Raw genomic sequence first — 18,023 nt, forward strand, 5'->3', positions numbered from 1 at the left:
TTTTCATCATTAATTACAATCACCATCTTGCTTGGCCTCTATAATCTGCGACAATAAACAGCAACAAACTTTTCAACTAGATAGAGCCTTTTTCTTGCGGATCTTTGCGACCTTATCCCGGCTATCGATACTCGCCCTACTCAGCCTCAGCGTGGGTATCTCCCCCGTCTGGGCAAACGACTGGTTGAAGGTCGAGGTCGACGGCGCGAATGAGTCGCTCAAACGCAACATCACCGCCCACCTCGGCGCCCTCCCAAGCTCAGAGGTGCAGCGCCGTGCCTATATCTTCAACGCCGAAGAGAATATAGAGGCCGCGCTTCACTCCCTTGGCTACTACAAGGGCAAGATAGACCAGCAGCTGGAGAGCCCGGAATCCGGCCCCTGGACGCTCCGCCTCACCGTCACCCCGGGCGCCCCGACGGTGATCCAGTGGATAGATATTCAGCTCTCGGGTGAGATCCTCGATGATGAGGTGATCAACGCCTGGCTCAGACAGATAAAGGTTAAACCCGGTGATGTGCTCAATCATGGCGAATATGAGGCGATCAAGTCGCAGCTGCTCACCTACGCCTTGGCCAGGGGTTACTTCGAGGGCAAATATCTGACCAATAAGATAGTGGTCAACCGGGATCTCGACATCGCGCAGATCAGCCTGCACTACGACTCCGGCCCGCGCTATCGCATCGGCGAGGTCAGCTTCAACGGTCACGACCTGGTGCCCGGCTTTCTCGACAAGCTGATCCCCTTTGAGCCAGATTCCCACTACAGCACGGGTAAGATAGGCGCCCTCAATCGTGAGTTGGTAGATACCGGCTACTTCACCAACATTAAGGTGTTGCCGCAGCTGGACAAGATGCAGGATGACAGGGTGCCGATTCGGGTTGAGGTGACACCTAAACCCAGCCACTCCATCGAGCTGGGTCTGGGCGCCGACATAGGCAACTCCATCGACAATAACATAGAGCCGAGAGTCAGAGTCACCTGGCGCACGCCGCAGATCAATCGCTATGGCCACTCCCAGGAGACCAGCCTGGAATGGTCGCCGGACAGACCTAAGTTTCTGACCACCTATACCATTCCCCTCACCCATCCGCTGGATGATCAGCTCAAGCTACGCCTCGGCCTGCTGAGGGACAAATATGGGGTGACCCAGATCTACGACCCCGATAAGCGCGACTATCGCAACACGGGTGAGCTGGAGTCGGTCAAGAAACTCGTGGGGGTCGTCAGGCAAAAACGCCTGCACAATCAATGGCTGTTTACCTATTCGTTAGATGCCATCAACGAAGAGTATACCCAGTCGGATATCAAATATAATCCCGACATCTTGCTGCTCGGCACCAGCCTGTCCAAGACCAACAGGGGCGATAAGAGCCTGGATCCTAAGTCGGGCTTCTTCCAATATTACAGCCTGGAGTATGCCGACCCGAGTCTTGGCTCAGATCTGCGTCTGACCCGGCTCCAGGCCAAGTTTAAGTGGATAGACACCTTCTTCGACAAGCACAGGTTTGTCTCCCGGCTGGATCTGGGCGCCAACCTGGTGAGCGAAGAGGATCTGCCCATGGTTCCGCCTTCATTGCGCTACTTTGCCGGCGGCGATCAAAGCATCCGCGGCTATAGCTACCAGGAGCTAGGCCCCTATATCGAATATACCAACAGCCAAGATCAGCTGGCCCGCATGGTAGTGGGTGGCCGCTACCTGATGGTCGGCAGCCTGGAGTATCAATACTACCTCACCCCCACCTGGCGTCTAGCCACCTTCGTCGATGCCGGTAACGCCTTCGACAATCAGCAGTTCGAGCCCATCGTCTCTGTGGGCGGCGGTGTCCACTGGATCTCCCCTATCGGCCCCATCAAGCTGGATCTCGGTGTCGGCCTTAAGGAAACAGAGACAGTTGATCGCAGCTGGCGCATCCATATCACCATGGGGGCCGAGCTATGATAGAGCGGCCAGATGGAATCGACCAAGGGCAGATGACCCAGGAACAGCCGCTATCGGCGCAGGGCGGCGAAGCGCCGCCAAGATCTTTGCTATACCGCCTGCTCTGCTGGCTGCGTAACCTTGTTCGGGTGCTGCTCTATCTGCCACTGGCCCTGCTCATCCTGCTGGCCATCTTGATAGGCACCCCCTTTGGCAGTCGCATCGCGGTCAACCTCGCCGATCTCCTGGTGCCGGACTTAAGCCTGAGCTATGGCGGCGGTACCCTCAACGGTCAGCTGCAACTGGAGCATGCTAAGTGGCAGATGACGGGCATAGAGGTCGAAACAGAGGGGCTTAGCCTCAACTGGCGCCCCCTGTGTCTGCTGCAGCGCCAGGTGTGTGTCGACTCGCTAGGCGCCGATGCGGTGCGCGTCGATATTGATACAGACCTGCTCACCGCATCATCGCCAGAGTCTCCTCTCGAGGAGACAGCTCCGACTGACGAAACAAGCGACCATGGCCCGCTCACCCTGCCTATCGGCATCATACTCAACCAGAGCGATCTCAATCAGATTAGGGTGCGGGTCAATGAGATGCAGTTTAATGCCGAGCAGCTCGCGGTCAAGGCCAGCTGGTTAGAGACAGGCCTGAGGGTCAATCGGCTCGACAGCAGCGGACTCTTGGTCTCGATTCCCCTTGGGCAGAGCGAAGATGGCGCGCAGCAAAATCAAACTAATAGCCAAATGCAGGCTCAAAATCAGGTAAAAACTGACCAGCAAGAAACGAAGGCGAGTTGGCCCTTGAGTCAGCTACCCGAGGTCGAGATCCCCATACCCATCTTCGTCGATGGCGCGCATCTGGTTGACAGCGAGCTCAGGCTCGGCGAGCGCATAGACAAATTTGCCGCTATCGATCTGTCCGGCAGTTACCTTGGCTATAAGATCACCGTCGATAGCCTGGCCTTCAGTCATGACTATGGTAAGGCGCGCCTCGATGGCGAGATGAGCCTGACTCAAGACTATCCCATGGCGCTGCATCTCGAGGCGGAGTTGAATGCCAACAAGATCAGCGAGCTGCCGGAACTCAAGCACCAGCGCCTGAACGCCGAGATCAACGGCGGTTTCTCGGCCCTTGCCGTCAAGCTCAAGGGCGAAGGCCACCTCGAGCTGGATCTCGACGCCAAAGGAAACCTGAGCACGCCTGCGATGCCCTACGAGATAACGCTTTCCAGCCCGCACCTGATGTGGCCACTTACCCAGGCGCAATATGAGGCCAAGGCATTGGCGCTTGAATCGAGCGGCAACCTGGCATCCCAAAATCTCAAACTGACCGGTGAGCTTAAGACCCCTTATCATCCATGGTTAAGCCTGAACACCCAGTTGACCCATCAAGACCAAAACGTCGAGGTGGCTGCGCTTTCCATCGACAGCGAGATGGGCAAGTTGGATCTTAAGGGCAAGCTGGGTTACGGCGAGGCGATTAGCTGGCAGCTCGAGGCCGACACCCAAGACCTAGATCTTGCCCAGCTGGACGTGATGCCAGACAAGCCCCTGCCCGAGACCCAGATAAGCGGCAGCCTGCATAGCCAGGGACGCTTTAGCGACAAGCAGTGGTCAGTAGGCATCAGCCAGGCGGATCTCCAAGGCCAGGTGGATCAATATCCACTGAGGCTCCAGGGGGATATCTCCCTAAACGATAAGTTCCAGCTTAACGCCGAGCATCTGCAGCTCGACGCCCTTGAGTCACAGCTCACCCTCTCCGGACGGGTCGATGATGCCTGGGCGCTAGATGGCCAGCTGAGCGTGCCTGCCCTGAGCCTGTGGGATCCGAGCGCCAGCGGCGCCATCAAGGCGGTGATCAATGTCTCGGGCGATGACGAGCACCCGGAAGTGGCCATCAACGCCGACACCATAGAGTTTAAGTACGCCGATATCACGGTAGACAAGGCTAAGCTCATCGCCTTCTACCGCCCCCAGGATGCGCACCAATTTGCCCTGTCACTAAAATCTACGGGTATCAAGGGGCAAGGCATGGCACTGAGCGACCTCACCTTGGGCTTCAAGGGGGATATCGCCAAACAGAAACTGGGCCTGCAGACCTATGGTAACCTGCAGCTCAACACCTCTATCGCCTCCACCTTCGACGAGAAAACCCAGCGCTTCGACGCCAAGATAAAGCGCATCAGCCTCAATTCTCGCCTCGGCGCCATGGCGCTGGATGAACCCTTCGACCTCTATTGGGACAACAAGCACGCCAAGGGCGAGATCTCCCCCTTCTGTTGGCGCCATGATGCCGCCAGCCTGTGCCTCACCGACACAGCCGAGCTTGGCGACAAGGGCGATACCCGATTGCAATTTGCCGGCGATCTCGGCGCCCTGCTGGCACCCGTGCTGCCGGAAAACCTCAAATGGAAGGGACCGACTCAGCTCGATGGCGAGCTGCAATGGGCCAAGGGCGCCAAGCCCACGGGTCAGCTGACACTGGCCATGGCGCCGGGACAGTTTGATCTCACCACCACCAAGCGCCATATCGAGGCCCAATACCATTACCTCAACCTCAAGGCTCGCCTGGATGAGCTACAACTTGCCATCGATACTCAGCTGGAATCTGAGCGTTTTGCCAAGATAGACAGTCAACTCACCATAAGTACCGACCCAGAGCACAGGCTGAGCGGCAAGATAGATCTCAAAGATATCGACCTGCATGCCCTGGCCGACTTTACGCCCCAGCTTGAGGTGCTCGACGGTAAGGTCTCCAGCGCCATCATCTTGGGCGGTACGCTGAGCGAGCCTGATCTCAGCGGCACAGTAGATCTCATCGACGGCCAACTGGCGGCCGCCGCCAACCCGACCCTGCTGGATAACATCAACCTCAAACTCACCCTGCTGGGGCAGACGGGTCAGGTGAAGGGTCAGTGGACCATGGGCGATGGCAAGGCTGGCCTAGATGGCGTGATCGGCTGGCAAGAGGGACTCAAGGGGGATCTTAACTTTAGCGGCGACAAGCTGGCGATCATTCAGCCGCCGCTGGCGATACTGGATGTGTCACCGGATCTCGACATCAGCTTTAGCGATAAGCACCTGGATATTCGCGGCAAGCTGGATGTGCCATCTGGGCATATCAAAATCGTCCAGCTGCCCGAGGGCGGCGTGGCCGAGTCCAGCGATGTGGTGTTCAACGACAGCCTGGCCAGCCAAGGCCAGGTAAAAGATCCCATCGCCGTCACCAGCCAGATAGCGGTCAAGGTAGGCGACAAGCTCACCATAGACGGCATGGGGCTGCGAGGCATGCTAGTCGGTACCCTGGAGCTGCGCCAAGCCGCCTTTAAGCCGCCGCTGCTCTATGGCGACATCAAGGTGGTTAACGGTAACTACAAATTTATGGGTCAAACACTGTCGATCAAGGCGGGCGAGGTGCAATTTATCGGCCCCATGGCGGTGCCTAACCTGAATATCGAGGCGATCCGCGAGATCAAGGATGAAGATGTGGTCGCCGGGGTGCGCATTACGGGCACGCCGCTAAAACCTGTGGTCACCCTCTTCTCCAATCCCGCCAAGGAGCAGGCGGAGATCCTCTCCTACATCATCAAGGGCACTGGGCTGAATAACTCGAGCTCAGATCAGAACAATGCCCTGATGATGGGCGCCGCCCTCACCCTGGGCAATCAGCTGGGAGATAACGCCTTTAGCAATCTCGGCAGCTCCGCCTCCGGCATCATAGAGAAGTTCGGCATCTCCAACGTGCAGTTCGACGCCAACGACGAAGGCAAGGTCGCCATCAGCGGCTTCATCGGCGAAGATCTCATGGTCAAATATGGTGTGGGGGTGTTCAACCCAGGCTATGAGATGACGGTGCGCTACTACCTGATGTCTCAGCTCTATCTGGAGAGCGTCTCGGGTACCATCTCCAAGACCCTGGATATCTACTACAACTTCGACATCGATTAGCGCCGCGAAAAACTACCAGATAAAAAGACGCCATAAAAAAAGCCGCTTCAATGAGCGGCTTTTTTTATCAAAGGGTGTTGCGGCTGGCGCTTAAGCCTTGCTCGCCTCGGCCGACTGCATCAGGTTGGCCTTGTAACGCTGCCACACCTTACCGCTGTTGATGCCATAGCTGCGCATCAATACAGGTACGTCGTTGTGGTTATGATCTTTGGCCAGGGCTTCGAGCGCCTGGTAGAAGTCCAGCGCCAGCTCGCGCGCCTTCTCGATGGCAAAGTACTCTTCACCCACGCGGCTATAGAGGCCCTTGAAGCCGTTGAGGATCAACACATACAAAGGATTACCCGAGTGGTACGCCAGGGTGTGATGCAACTGGTAATCAAACTCGATAAAGGCCTTGGCATCATCTTTCAGGGTGGCCAGTGGCGCTAACGCCTCAAGCACCTTGTCTGGGTTGTAACGCACGGCGCCCTTAAAATAGATGGCGCTGATGTTGGTGCGGGCAGATAGCAGCTGCTCCAGCAGCACAGGTTCACCGGCAGGGTTAAGATCGGCGATGGTTTCCAGCACGTTCAGACCCGAGGTTTCCCAGATATCGTTAACTCGTGTTGGCTTACCGTGTTGAATGGTCAACCAGCCGTCGCGGGCCAGGCGCTGCAGCACTTCACGCAGCGTAGTACGTGTCACGCCGATCAGTTCAGACAGTTCACGCTCGGCGGGTAGAATGGAACCGGGTGGAAACTTTCCCTCCCAAATCGAACGAACAATATACTTTTCGGCAAAGCTCGCAGGACCTTTCGCTTCAATAATATCTTTGTCTTTAGGCGCTACAGGTACTTGGGGGACAGTTGTCATCAGGCCACTATTCCAATTTATTCAAAGTTATCTTGGGAACTGATCATACCAGAGCGGTAAAAAATGGAAACCTAATCCGTAACATTACTGGATAAGATCAAGGACTCAGATCTCATTAATGAGCAAAATACACACCACATCAACAAGCTTGTGATATAGATTGCAGTTAATGTCTGTTTTTGGGCAATGGGGACCATAAAGGTATTAAATTCTACATATCATTAGGATACACTGAATTGAACAGCGGACAGTTCGTTAACTTTCTGTCAAAAAATAATTATATAGATGAGAGGATGCCATGCCTGTGACCATGAGTCAGGCGTTTATTGACAATTTCTTAGGAAATTCTCCTAAGTGGTTCAAAATCGCAATTTTATCATTCTTAGTGATCAACCCGATCGTCTTCTACCTCAACCCATTCGTCGCCGGATGGTTACTGGTAGTCGAGTTCATCTTCACGCTGGCAATGGCGCTGAAATGTTATCCCCTACAACCCGGTGGTCTGCTGGCCATCGAAGCCGTCATCATAGGCATGACCTCGCCCAGTCAGGTGCTGCATGAGATAGAAGCCAACCTGGAAGTACTGCTGCTATTGATCTTCATGGTGGCCGGCATCTACTTCATGAAACAGCTGCTGCTGTTCGTGTTCACCAAGATGATCACCAAGATCCGCTCTAAGGTAGTGGTCTCCTTGATGTTCTGTATCGCCTCCGCCTTCCTGTCTGCCTTCCTCGATGCGCTGACGGTAATCGCCGTGATCATCGCCGTGGCCGTAGGTTTCTACTCCATCTACCACAAGGTAGCCTCAGGCAAGAGTTTTACCGACGATCACGACCACACCTCAGATAGTCACGGTGAAGGCCATCCCCTGTGTGAAGATGAGCTGGAGGCGTTTCGTGGCTTCCTGCGTAACCTGCTGATGCATGCCGGTATTGGTACCGCATTGGGTGGTGTGTGCACCATGGTGGGTGAGCCGCAAAACCTGATCATCGCCGCCCAGGCCAACTGGCAGTTCGGTGAGTTTGCCCTGCGCATGGGCCCGGTCACAGTGCCTGTGTTCATCTCGGGTATCGCCACCTGTTTCCTGGTGGAAAAGTTTAAGTGGTTTGGCTATGGCCAACAGCTGCCAGAGGCGGTACATAAGATCCTGTCCGATTACGCCTCCTATGAAGATGCGCACCGCACCAAGCATGACAAGATCAAGCTGGTTATCCAGGCGTTTGTGGGTGTATGGCTGATCGTCGGCCTAGCCTTCCACCTAGCCTCTGTGGGTCTTATCGGTCTGTCGGTTATCATCCTGACCACCGCCTTTAACGGCGTCACCAACGAGCACGCCCTGGGCAAGGCCTTCGAAGAGGCACTGCCCTTCACCGCGCTGCTGGCGGTCTTCTTCGCCATCGTGGGCGTGATTATCGACCAGCAACTGTTCGCCCCTGTGATCCAGTGGGCACTGAGCTACGAGGGTAACACCCAGCTGGTGATCTTCTATATCGCCAACGGCCTGCTCTCTATGGTGAGTGATAACGTGTTTGTGGGTACTGTCTATATCAACGAGGTGAAAGCCGCGCTGTTAGATGGCCAGATCACCCGCGACCAGTTCGACCTGCTGGCGGTTGCCATCAACACGGGTACCAACCTGCCATCTGTGGCAACCCCTAACGGTCAGGCAGCCTTCCTGTTCCTGCTGACCTCGGCGATTGCCCCATTGATCAGACTCTCCTACGGTCGCATGGTGTGGATGGCGCTGCCCTACACTATCGTATTGTCTATCGTGGGCATCCTGGCCATCGAGACAGGATTCCTGGGCGAGATGACCCAATACTTCTACGATTCCCATTTGCTGATCCACCACTCGGTGGCGGAAGCGGCCAAAGGCGCAGTCACCGGACACTAATTTGTTGATTGACTGAACTTATCTAGTTTCGTAAAGTCTTAAAAACGCCTCTAGCAGTTAGAGGCGTTTTTTTATAGGAGAATATCGTTGAGTGCCCTGACCCGATTTGCACAGTCTCGTTTAGCCTGGACTCTACTGCTACTCACAGCCGTAGGCCTGGAAGCTTGTGCCCTCTTCTTTCAACACGTGATGAAACTCGACCCCTGTGTCATGTGTATCTATCAGCGCTTAGCGGTGCTCGGCGTACTCACCGCCGGCCTCATTGGCGTGGTTGGCCATCAATTCCGCCTGCTGCGTTTCCTCGGCGTACTCCTCTGGGGCGTTAGCGCCGCCTGGGGCCTCAAGCTGGCACTTGAACTGGTCGAGATGCAGACCAACCCATCACCTTTCTCCACCTGCTCCTTCCTGCCGGAATTTCCAGAATGGATGCCGCTACACGAATGGTTCCCGTCAGTCTTCCTGCCCACCGGCATGTGCACCGACATCCCCTGGGAGATGTTTGGCATCACTATGTCACAGTGGATGGTGGTGGCCTTCAGCACCTACCTGATTGCCCTGGTGGTGTTTATTGTTCCGGCACTAATGCCGACTAAGAAAGCCTAATTGCGTTTAGGTTATCGCTTTTAAGAAACGCCCTTAATGGGCGTTTTTTGTGGCTAGCTATCGCCTAGCCACGAAAGTCGCTTGTTCACACATCTACCTTAAATCCTATTGAATTGATATGTGAAAATCACTCCTTCAATCTAGTTAATAGCCTGCGGCTCGCTTATGTGCAGATACATCTGCTACACGCCGTAAATCCATCCTTGGAGGCTCGACGATGGCATCCCTGCCATCGACGTCCGCAGATGCATCTACACTGGGTATCTAACGTCTCTTCGATTTGGCGGCATTGGTAATGAAAAGAAGATAAGACAGAGATTAGAGGTACAAGCCCCTTCTTAAGAATAGGGAGCTAGGATGTGTGAAAACTAAGATAAATAGGCTAAACGCCACATTCAGTGTGAGTAATGATACCCCCTAGCCTAAGTCATCTACGATAAGCACAAACCCTAACACGGAGACAAAAATTCCACCTGTTGGCTTCACTTTTAAATACTTGTTTTGTAACCAAATCATTAAGATGAAAATCTGTACCTTGCACAATACGACTTTAAACTTTCATACTCCATTTTATCGGTATCTATATCAGAGTACATTGGTGCCACTTTATCTTCTATTCTGCAATGCCGTGCATTAATCACATAGCCTTTTCCATTATCGTATGTTTTGACCGTAAGCCCAATGTTGTTTGATACAGACCAATTTCTGTACTGGGTGTATTCAATCCATCCTAGATATTCTTTCTTTGAGGGTGGGTATCCAGACTTTAAAGGCCATATTTTACCATTTATAAACACAGCAAAACCTTCTGCAGCAGGTCCAAAACCGGGAGCACACTCTCCAGCTCCAGACTTACAGTAGCCTTTTACTTCAACAGTAACGTCTTTTGTTAAATCGCATATAAAAGGACTTTTTTGTAGCTCATGTGCCGTTACAATTTTTGAATCCTTTTCCATGCCTTCATAGCTAGGGTTCCATACCTGAAACGTATTAAGAGAAAAGTATGACAAATCTTTATTACAGGAAATTTGGATGAAATCCCAAGATTCATCAGCTTTTAACTGAGGAGAATAGAAAACTATACAACACAATAGAGCAAAAATATTTTTCATTAGAACCCTCCTTAGTTCTAGTTAATTAAGTAGTGGCTAATACCACAATAATGGGCTGATAATACTTGGCTATACTGTTTAGCAAAGCCAAATTGAGCAAAAATTGAGCCAAGATTTATAATTCCAGCTTTAATTGGCTTATTATGCCTTTTTACGATACTTGCGCTCTGAGAAGTACCAAAGCCAATTGGTCCAAATTAAACCGCCAACGGGAAAAACGATAATAGCGACAAGCGGTCTAACCCAAATAGGTTCTTGTGGCTGAAAGACCTGCATCAAAATTGACCATAGCACTGCAGTAGAAACGCCCCAAAGTAGAAAGCCATTCATCCAGATAAACCTAGCTTTGCCCTTGGCACGTACTTGCTTCCATTTCTCTATCCTCATCGACTTCTCCATAACTCGATTTCCATATAACACCGTATTCAGCGTAAGCAACGCTACTACCCAGCCTACCCCATCGCACGATGAACACAAAATTCAACAAGAATCATGTGCCAATCAACTCTCTTAAAAAGCTTACTCTGCCCCCATTTATTCTCGCTGCCCAAGATATGTCGTTTTCGGTTAGGCTAGAAGCTTGTACATGCCCCTTCCAATTAACTTCTAATTGTGGGGCAGCGTGCTGTCCCACACCAATTATTTATTAGCGTTATGCATCCACACGTCACTTCTATCGCCGCATTCATAAAGAATTCTTTCTGCTAGCAATGAACCTGTATGTGAAAAATAGTTACCAGTATTACCAGAGAATGTTTGATGGCAAAGCATAAATTGACCTCTTGCAATCACAGCATGTAATAGAGGGATTAATGATGTTGTAGATGCGATTCTCGCAGTAAACTCATTATTCAATCGTTCAACTGACCAATATGATGGTGCATGTTTAACGGTTTCATTTAATGCTCGCCTGCAAAATTCGAATGAAAATGAACCAAAGCTAAAAATTAGTTTTGGTTTGTAGCGATTAAAAAGCTCATTAAGCTCATTTATTTCACGATCTAAGTTTTTCGAGCTGCTAGTAAGGTTTTTCTTTAACTCTGAATTGGATACAGCATTTCTTATGTAAAAAGCATTTTGAGATAATCTGTTTAATTTTTGAGTAAATACAACCTCTTGAATTTGATCAAGAATTGGTGTCCAAATGTTATGTCTTGTCGGATGCCTTGAATCTAAAGGAAATTCGAGTATCGACGCTAATTTATGCGGTTCTGAGTCTCCAATAAGCCAAATTGGAGAATGAGGATTGCCATCTTCTTTTTTCATAACGAATATTTCTTTATGAGGCTAACGCCCGGCACAAGGGCAGACAAATAAGCGCAGCGTTTTGGCTGTCCCAGCTCCCGTAGGGAGCGATTGCTGCCGTTTGTTAGGCTTATTCATTGACGATGTGCTCAGGTGTTAATGAGCGACCACATATGGGGCAGGACGGTCTCATTTTTGCCACAAGGTGATGAGCGCCCGAATATTGCCCCTTTCCATCGAGATCTCTGAGGCTGGTTTTCGACCACTCTTTAGAGTATGGCTGGTCGTTCTCGCTTTCGACAATTTGACCAACATGACCACAATTACATTGAAGTTTAGTAAAAGTTCTATAAGTCATTGAGAAATCTCTGGCTTTAAGGGCATTCAGGTAAACTAAGCAAGTTATTTGGTTGTTCGCCGTCATTTTGCGTTTTTAAGTATTTATTTCCAGCTGCGCTGGTTGAAACGACAACCCAAACTGATTGGCCGTTTACACTCACATAGAATTTCCACTTACCGGACTCGATTCCTTCTATAGCTCGATCTAAAGTTAGTTTCCAACGACTTCCATCACCGTTAGTACCACCAACATGGCTAATACGCTCATGGGCACTTTGACGATTGGTTTTGTTGATACATTTTATTTGATGATTCTCAGCCATTTTTCTACTCCTTGTGTTTTGGTTTTTAGCCTAACAACTTATTAGTGATACCTTGCAAGGTAGGAGTCCAAGCATGCAAATAAATGGGGTCAGAGTTAACTTTTGAGGGATTAGATTGAAGCATATTGGTTGGCTTTTTCATTCCCTGAATGGCGTAGTCGATGTTTGATTCGAATTGGCCTAGCTCTGTCCTTGATTGGTTACACATTAAGCTATTGGTCAGGTAACAATCAACAAGTTCCGTCACATTTTTGTACGTTTTTTTCTTAAAAAGAATAACTTGTCTCAATACCCGCCCAATGACGCTAAATCGAAGAGACATTAAACACCGAGTGTAGATGCATCTGCAGACGTCGATGGCAGAGATGCCATCGTCGAGCCTCCAAGGATGACTCCCTTTAAAACAAAGAGTCGGCGTGTAGCAGATGTATCTGCACATAAGCCTGCCGGAGGCAATTGATCCACCATGAAGTGATGATTCTAGGTGCCCTTCCAAATACAAAACGTAGCTAGACGCTCAGGCCCAAACATTATCCGATACCAGAAAGGTTAAATCGAAGAGACAATTAACTTGGTGCAGGTGCGGCTGAGGCCTTCGACAGCAGGGATGCTGTCGTAGAGCGCCCAGGGAGGGGTTTACAGCGTGCCGCAGCGGCACCTGCACGAAGAGCCTGCCGCAGGCAATAAGTAACATTAACGGTTAACGCTACAGCTAAGTGATGTCAATCAAAGAAGACTAAAACCACTTTTCACGAGTTAAGTGAAGAACTAGTCGCAATCTTTGAGCGGCCACAACACGATATGATCCTCAAGGTACCTAACCTTGTTCTCATTCACTATCTTGTTGCGGGTCGACATCCCCAACTCATGCATCTTGGTCTTGTCGCCGGTTAACAGCGGATGCCAGCTCGGCAGGTCCCTGCCCTGATACAGGCGGCGGTAGGCGCAGCTGTCTGGCAGCCAGGTGAGCTCGGCGATGTTATCCACCGTCACCTTAGTGCAGCTGGGGACGAAGGTAAAACGCTGCTCATAGTGCATGCAATTACACGCCTTTGCATCGAGCAGCTTACAGGCGGCGTTGGTGTAGTAGAGCTCATCGGTTTCATCGTCGATGATCTTGTTGAGGCAACACTTACCACAGCCATCGCACAGCGATTCCCATTCCTGGGCACTCAACTCTGCGAGGGTTTTCTCTTTCCAAAACGACATCTTTACAATTCTTTCAAGGGCCAACTCTTTTAAAGGCCATATATTTCAATGACCAGGAGTTGGCGGAGTGCTTAGGCGCCGAGCCAGCTTAAACCGGCTAAGCGTCTCGAGTAGCCTATTTTATCTCAGGATACTTAATTCTTTCTGACAGGTAGGTCACAGCCAGGGTCAGATGATCCGACGCCTGTGTCTGTCTCAGCACCCGGTAGTTGTCATACACCAGATAGCTGCGACCGCCTTTGCCATCGGGCCTAATCAGCGACACCTGCATATCTTTGCGTGACGGCAGGTCGCTGCCATTGAAGCGCCTTACGCCGAGCGCCTGCCACTGATCAAAGCCTTTGTGTACCTCGAGCCCCACCAGATCCTTGGGCAGTTCGCTAGGGGATTTCACCTGGCGTCCCCAGGTGCCATCATAATCCCAGCCGAGCTGCTTGAGATAATTTGCCGTGGTGGCGAAGGCATCGGCGAGGTTTTGCCAGATATCCACCTTACCGTCGCCATTACCATCTTTGCCGTATTTGGCCAGCTGCTTGGGGGTAAAGTGGGGGTAGCCCATCAGGCCGGTGGCATCGCTCTTGAGACTGTCGAAGCTGAGCTGGTCACGCTCCATCAGCTTGAGCGCCGCGAGAAACGCCGCATCCTGGCCTTCGCCATGATAGGCGTTGGAGGCGATCACCGTCAGGGCCGGATAGTCGCTGGCATCGAATGCCGAGGCTATGCCCCAGTAGGCCAGTACAAACCTTGGCTGGACGCCATATTCCTTACCGAGACGGTCGAAAAGCGCCTTGTTGTCGCGATAAAGGCTTCTCGCCTGCTCTACCAGGGCTTCGCTCACCCGCTCTGGGAGATAGGTTTCCAGATTTTGCGGACCATTTTGCGGGCCATTGGCGGCGGGTTCGTTAACCACCGCCTTCTTGAACAGCTTTATCTGATCGAAAACCGCGTCTATGGTGCCTTGGGCGATCCCCTGCTCGACTGCTTGCTGCTTTAACTCAGAGAGATATTGATCATAACTGAGCGCTGACTCTTGGGCTTGCAAGGGGCTGGCCAAAAGCAAGCCATTTGCAAGTAGAGCACTTAGCAAAACATTCTTCAAAAACATGCACTTTCCTATCGGTAACTAGTCTCTGCTATAACCTATCTCTTTCTTGTACTCTTCGAGTAGGTTAACCGGCGGTGGTGGTAATTGAAGATAATACCCCTTCTCGGCTAGTTCAACTTTTACTTTTTCTATATCGGCAAGGGCTAACTGTTCCCGTTTGTTTAGCGGCAGCAACATCACCAGTTCTGGCGTGCCAAACATCTTCATCAGAGGCTCGGGCACACGCTCGAAATCGTTACGTTTCTCCACAAAAAGATAGCTATCGGGTTTTAAGCGACTCTTATATACAGCACAGATCATATAGGGTGAAATTTCCAGTTTATTCAACTTGCCAGCAAATTGCGCACACTATAACATGGAGCGCAAGGATTATAATAATATCTAGCCGGCGCGAGCCGGTTAATTTTATCAAGAGCAAGTTTAGGAATGCAGAAACCTAGCCTCGAATTAAAAGGCTCTTCATTTACGCTTTCAGTGCTGCATATTAATGATGCAGATCTCGACGGAATTGCCCGCGAACTCGACGATAAACTGGCCATCGCGCCGCAGTTTTTTCTTGGTGCGCCCCTGGTGGTCAACCTCAGCGCCATCTCAGACCCCGATTACAACCTCGCCGGCCTCAAAGATCTCTTGATCTCCAGGCAGTTGGTGATTGTGGGGATCACCGGCGCGCCGAGTGCTATCGCTAATCAGGCCAAGGCCTTGGGGCTTGCGCTGATCAAGTCTGGCAAACAGAGTCAGACCCAGCCGCAGCTGCCGAAAACCACCAAGATAGTGAAGCAGAACATTCGCTCCGGGCAGCAGATTTACGCGCAAAATGGCGATCTCATCATCATAGGCGCCGTGGGTAATGGCGCAGAAGTGATTGCAGATGGCAGCATACACATATACGGTAGTCTTAGAGGCAAGGCCATGGCGGGTGCCAATGGCGACAAGAATGCCGTGATCATCGCCCAGAATATCGATGCCGAGCTGGTCTCCATCGCCGGGCAATATTGGTTAACCGAGAATCTACAGGCACATGCCTCGATCAAGAGCGGTTGCATCAGGCTTGACGGCGACAGCCTTACCGTCGAAGCACTATCGCTATAGAAATTGAAAAGGACAGAAACAAACATGGCACAAATTATTGTTGTCACCTCAGGTAAGGGTGGAGTGGGCAAGACCACTTCGAGTGCGGCCATTGCCACCGGCCTGGCATTGAAAGGACATAAAACCGTGGTAGTCGATTTCGATATCGGCCTGCGTAATCTGGACCTCATCATGGGGTGCGAGCGTCGCGTGGTGTACGACTTCGTCAATGTGATCAACGGCGAAGCCAACCTGAATCAGGCGCTGATCAAAGACAAGCGCACCAGCAACCTGTTCGTGCTGCCCGCCTCTCAGACCCGTGACAAAGACGCCCTGACCAAAGAGGGCGTGGGCCGCGTACTGGACGAGCTTAAACAAGATTTCGAATACATCATCTGCGACTCACCTGCGGGTATCGAAACAGGCGCCATGATGGCCCTCTATTTTGCCGACACGGCGATCGTCACCACCAACCCTGAGGTGAGCTCGGTACGCGACTCTGACCGTATCCTGGGCATGTTGCAGAGCAAGTCTAAGCGCGCCGAAGAGGGCCTGGAGCCGGTCAAGGAGCTGCTGCTACTGACCCGTTACTCCCCTACCCGCGTCGCCACCGGCGAGATGCTGAGCGTAGCCGACGTGGAAGAGATCTTGGCCATTCCGCTACTTGGGGTGATCCCCGAGTCACAAGCCGTACTCAAGGCCTCTAACTCGGGCGTACCTGTGATCATCGACCAAGAGAGCGATGCCGGTAAGGCATACAGCGACGCCGTGGCACGACTAACGGGTGAAGACGTAGAGATGCGTTTCGTCACCGAAGAGAAAAAAGGATTCTTGAAAAGGATATTTGGTAGCTAATTATGTCTTTACTCGATTACTTCAGAGCGAAAAAAGAGCCTACGACCGCAACCACCGCCAAGGAGAGATTGCAGATCATCGTCGCCCATCAGCGCGGCGAGCGTGATGCGCCAGACTACTTTCCGGCGATGAAGCAGGAGATCATCGAGGTGATCCGCAAGTATGTGCAGATAGACAGCGATCAGGTATCGGTGCAGCTGGATCAGAACGACGACAACCTGTCGGTACTGGAACTGAACGTGACCCTGCCGGAAAAGCCTTAGGCGACGAGCAGGTCTTACTCAATAGCCAGAATATGCATACAGAAAAGCCCTCAATTGAGGGCTTTTTCATGGGCGCCGTTTGGCTAATAGCAACTTAAATAATCCAGCCTTAACAGCTGATCTCGGCCAAGGCGTCCTTACTCAGCTCACCGCGCCAGCCCTGTAATACTAAGGGCATCTCGCCCTGACCATCGTTCCAGCGCCATTGAAGGTACTCATGAATATGACGCTTAGAGCCAAGCAGCTCCATCGGCACCTCATTGGTTTCCGCCACCTGGGTCAGCGCCTGTTTGATCGCCTTAAAGGCCGACTTGTAGCCGGGTTTCAGGGCGATCACGTCGATAGCCTCGGGCAGGTTATCCAGATCCGCCTTGGCCATCTCGGCGATGATTGCCTTGGCATGCAGGCGCTTCTCCTGCTCGGTCAGCTCTGTCATCCTGAAGATCTCGCCTGTACTCTTGGGCTGCTTCTTGGCCAGCGCCAGCAGCGCGTGATCTTTGATAACGAAGCCCAGGGCCAAGTCTCGGTCCAGCGCTTTTTGCAGGCGCCACTTGGCCAGCACCTTCAGATAGGCCAGTTGTTTAGGGCTTAGCTGGAAGGCGTTCTTCACCTTGAGGTAGGCGGTGTCACCATCCGGGCTCTCAAGACGCCCCTGGGTCATGCGCTCGCCCTCTTCGAGCAGCCAAGGCATTCTGCCAGACTCTTGCAGCTTTTCTAGCAGCTGAGGATAGAGCCGATAGAGATAATCCACATCGTTAGCCGCATACTGCAGCTGAGCATCGCTGAGCGGACGTTTCATCCAGTCGGTGCGCGACTCGCCCTTATCCAGCTGCACGCCCAGGCAGTGCTCCACCAGCTTGGCGTAGCCCATGCCATGACCCCAGCCACAGAAGGCGGCGGCGATCTGGCTGTCGAACAGCACCTTAGGCTGACAGCGACCGTAACGGGCCAAGACTTCGAGATCTTCGCTGCAAGAGTGCAGCACGCTAATCATATCGTCGCGCTCCAGCAGGGCCCAAAATGCAGAGAGATCGCTTACCGCAACAGGATCGATCAGCGCCAGGGTCTCGCCGTCATAAACCTGGATCAGTCCCAGCTTGGCGTAATAGGTGCGGGTGCGAACGAATTCGGTATCCAACATCAGGACCTTAGCCTGACGATACTTAGCCACCAGCTCTGTTAGGCTGGCGTCATCCTCTACATATTGAAAGGTCAAATCTCATCTCCAAATGCTATGGCTCGGTGAACACAAAAGCCGGCATAATGCCGGCTTTGAGTCACCTA

General features: G+C 52.1%; 16 protein-coding genes. 7 read left to right on the top strand and 9 right to left on the bottom strand.

Features of this window, described 5'->3' with window-relative positions; translation table 11 throughout:
- Positions 1–94: 94 nt before the first annotated feature.
- Together K0H80_RS11070 and tamB are read left to right on the top strand one after the other, a co-directional pair.
- Positions 95–1,942 (top strand): autotransporter assembly complex protein TamA, encoded by a 1,848-nt coding sequence (locus K0H80_RS11070; protein ID WP_434086626.1) that lies wholly within the window; start codon positions 95–97, stop codon positions 1,940–1,942.
- Positions 1,939–5,868: an autotransporter assembly complex protein TamB gene (tamB, locus tag K0H80_RS11075; protein WP_220071603.1), complete on the top strand. Its 3,930-nt coding sequence runs from the start codon at positions 1,939–1,941 to the stop codon at positions 5,866–5,868. Before K0H80_RS11070 ends, tamB begins: the two co-directional genes overlap by 4 nt.
- Before the next feature lie 90 nt (positions 5,869–5,958).
- On the opposite strand, the gene fadR is transcribed toward tamB, so the two are convergent.
- A complete protein-coding gene (gene fadR, locus K0H80_RS11080) occupies positions 5,959–6,720 on the bottom strand; it encodes a fatty acid metabolism transcriptional regulator FadR (protein WP_011865972.1) in 762 nt (253 codons plus the stop codon).
- A 298-nt stretch (positions 6,721–7,018) separates the two neighbouring features.
- Here fadR and nhaB point away from each other — a divergent pair, with 298 nt between their 5' ends.
- Both nhaB and dsbB read left to right on the top strand, forming a co-directional pair.
- Positions 7,019–8,614: a sodium/proton antiporter NhaB gene (nhaB, locus tag K0H80_RS11085; RefSeq protein WP_220071604.1), complete on the top strand. Its 1,596-nt coding sequence runs from the start codon at positions 7,019–7,021 to the stop codon at positions 8,612–8,614.
- An 87-nt stretch (positions 8,615–8,701) separates the two neighbouring features.
- Entirely contained in the window at positions 8,702–9,217 is a 516-nt protein-coding gene (gene dsbB / locus K0H80_RS11090) for a disulfide bond formation protein DsbB (RefSeq protein ID WP_011865974.1), read from the top strand.
- A 515-nt stretch (positions 9,218–9,732) separates the two neighbouring features.
- On the opposite strand, the gene K0H80_RS11095 is transcribed toward dsbB, so the two are convergent.
- From K0H80_RS11095 to K0H80_RS11125, 7 genes are all read right to left on the bottom strand, one after another.
- Positions 9,733–10,329 carry a hypothetical protein gene (locus tag K0H80_RS11095; protein ID WP_011865975.1) on the bottom strand — a complete coding sequence of 199 codons (597 nt, stop codon included), beginning with the start codon at positions 10,327–10,329 and terminating at the stop codon, positions 9,733–9,735.
- 141 nt (positions 10,330–10,470) lie between these two features.
- Positions 10,471–10,728 carry a hypothetical protein gene (locus K0H80_RS11100; RefSeq protein ID WP_258406078.1) on the bottom strand — a complete coding sequence of 86 codons (258 nt, stop codon included), beginning with the start codon at positions 10,726–10,728 and terminating at the stop codon, positions 10,471–10,473.
- A gap of 240 nt (positions 10,729–10,968) precedes the next feature.
- A complete protein-coding gene (locus K0H80_RS11105) occupies positions 10,969–11,595 on the bottom strand; it encodes a hypothetical protein (RefSeq protein ID WP_220071605.1) in 627 nt (208 codons plus the stop codon).
- Between the two features lie 353 nt (positions 11,596–11,948).
- Complete coding sequence (locus K0H80_RS11110; RefSeq protein ID WP_220071606.1) at positions 11,949–12,236, bottom strand: DUF3892 domain-containing protein; 288 nt, start codon at positions 12,234–12,236, stop codon at positions 11,949–11,951.
- Between the two features lie 768 nt (positions 12,237–13,004).
- A complete protein-coding gene (locus K0H80_RS11115; RefSeq protein WP_041406638.1) occupies positions 13,005–13,445 on the bottom strand; it encodes a YcgN family cysteine cluster protein in 441 nt (146 codons plus the stop codon).
- 115 nt (positions 13,446–13,560) lie between these two features.
- A complete protein-coding gene (locus tag K0H80_RS11120; protein WP_258406079.1) occupies positions 13,561–14,487 on the bottom strand; it encodes a lytic murein transglycosylase in 927 nt (308 codons plus the stop codon).
- Between the two features lie 81 nt (positions 14,488–14,568).
- Positions 14,569–14,850, bottom strand: a complete 282-nt coding sequence (locus K0H80_RS11125; RefSeq protein WP_011865981.1) for a YcgL domain-containing protein — start codon at positions 14,848–14,850, stop codon at positions 14,569–14,571.
- A gap of 126 nt (positions 14,851–14,976) precedes the next feature.
- On the opposite strand from K0H80_RS11125, the gene minC reads away from it, so the two are divergent.
- The 3 genes from minC to minE are packed head-to-tail and all read left to right on the top strand — an operon-like array spanning position 14,977 to position 16,739.
- The gene (gene minC / locus K0H80_RS11130) at positions 14,977–15,642 is read left to right on the top strand and encodes a septum site-determining protein MinC (protein WP_144203067.1); all 666 of its coding nucleotides are present in this window, start codon (positions 14,977–14,979) and stop codon (positions 15,640–15,642) included.
- Positions 15,643–15,666: 24 nt separating this feature from the next.
- Positions 15,667–16,476 (top strand): septum site-determining protein MinD, encoded by an 810-nt coding sequence (gene minD, locus K0H80_RS11135; RefSeq protein ID WP_220071608.1) that lies wholly within the window; start codon positions 15,667–15,669, stop codon positions 16,474–16,476.
- 2 nt (positions 16,477–16,478) lie between these two features.
- A complete protein-coding gene (gene minE / locus K0H80_RS11140; protein ID WP_011865984.1) occupies positions 16,479–16,739 on the top strand; it encodes a cell division topological specificity factor MinE in 261 nt (86 codons plus the stop codon).
- A 109-nt stretch (positions 16,740–16,848) separates the two neighbouring features.
- Here minE and rnd read toward each other — a convergent pair whose 3' ends face one another.
- Positions 16,849–17,955 carry a ribonuclease D gene (rnd, locus tag K0H80_RS11145; protein WP_220071609.1) on the bottom strand — a complete coding sequence of 369 codons (1,107 nt, stop codon included), beginning with the start codon at positions 17,953–17,955 and terminating at the stop codon, positions 16,849–16,851.
- Positions 17,956–18,023 lie beyond the last annotated feature (68 nt).

It is taken from the genome of Shewanella aegiceratis (assembly GCF_019457495.1).
Classification (GTDB): domain Bacteria; phylum Pseudomonadota; class Gammaproteobacteria; order Enterobacterales; family Shewanellaceae; genus Shewanella; species Shewanella loihica.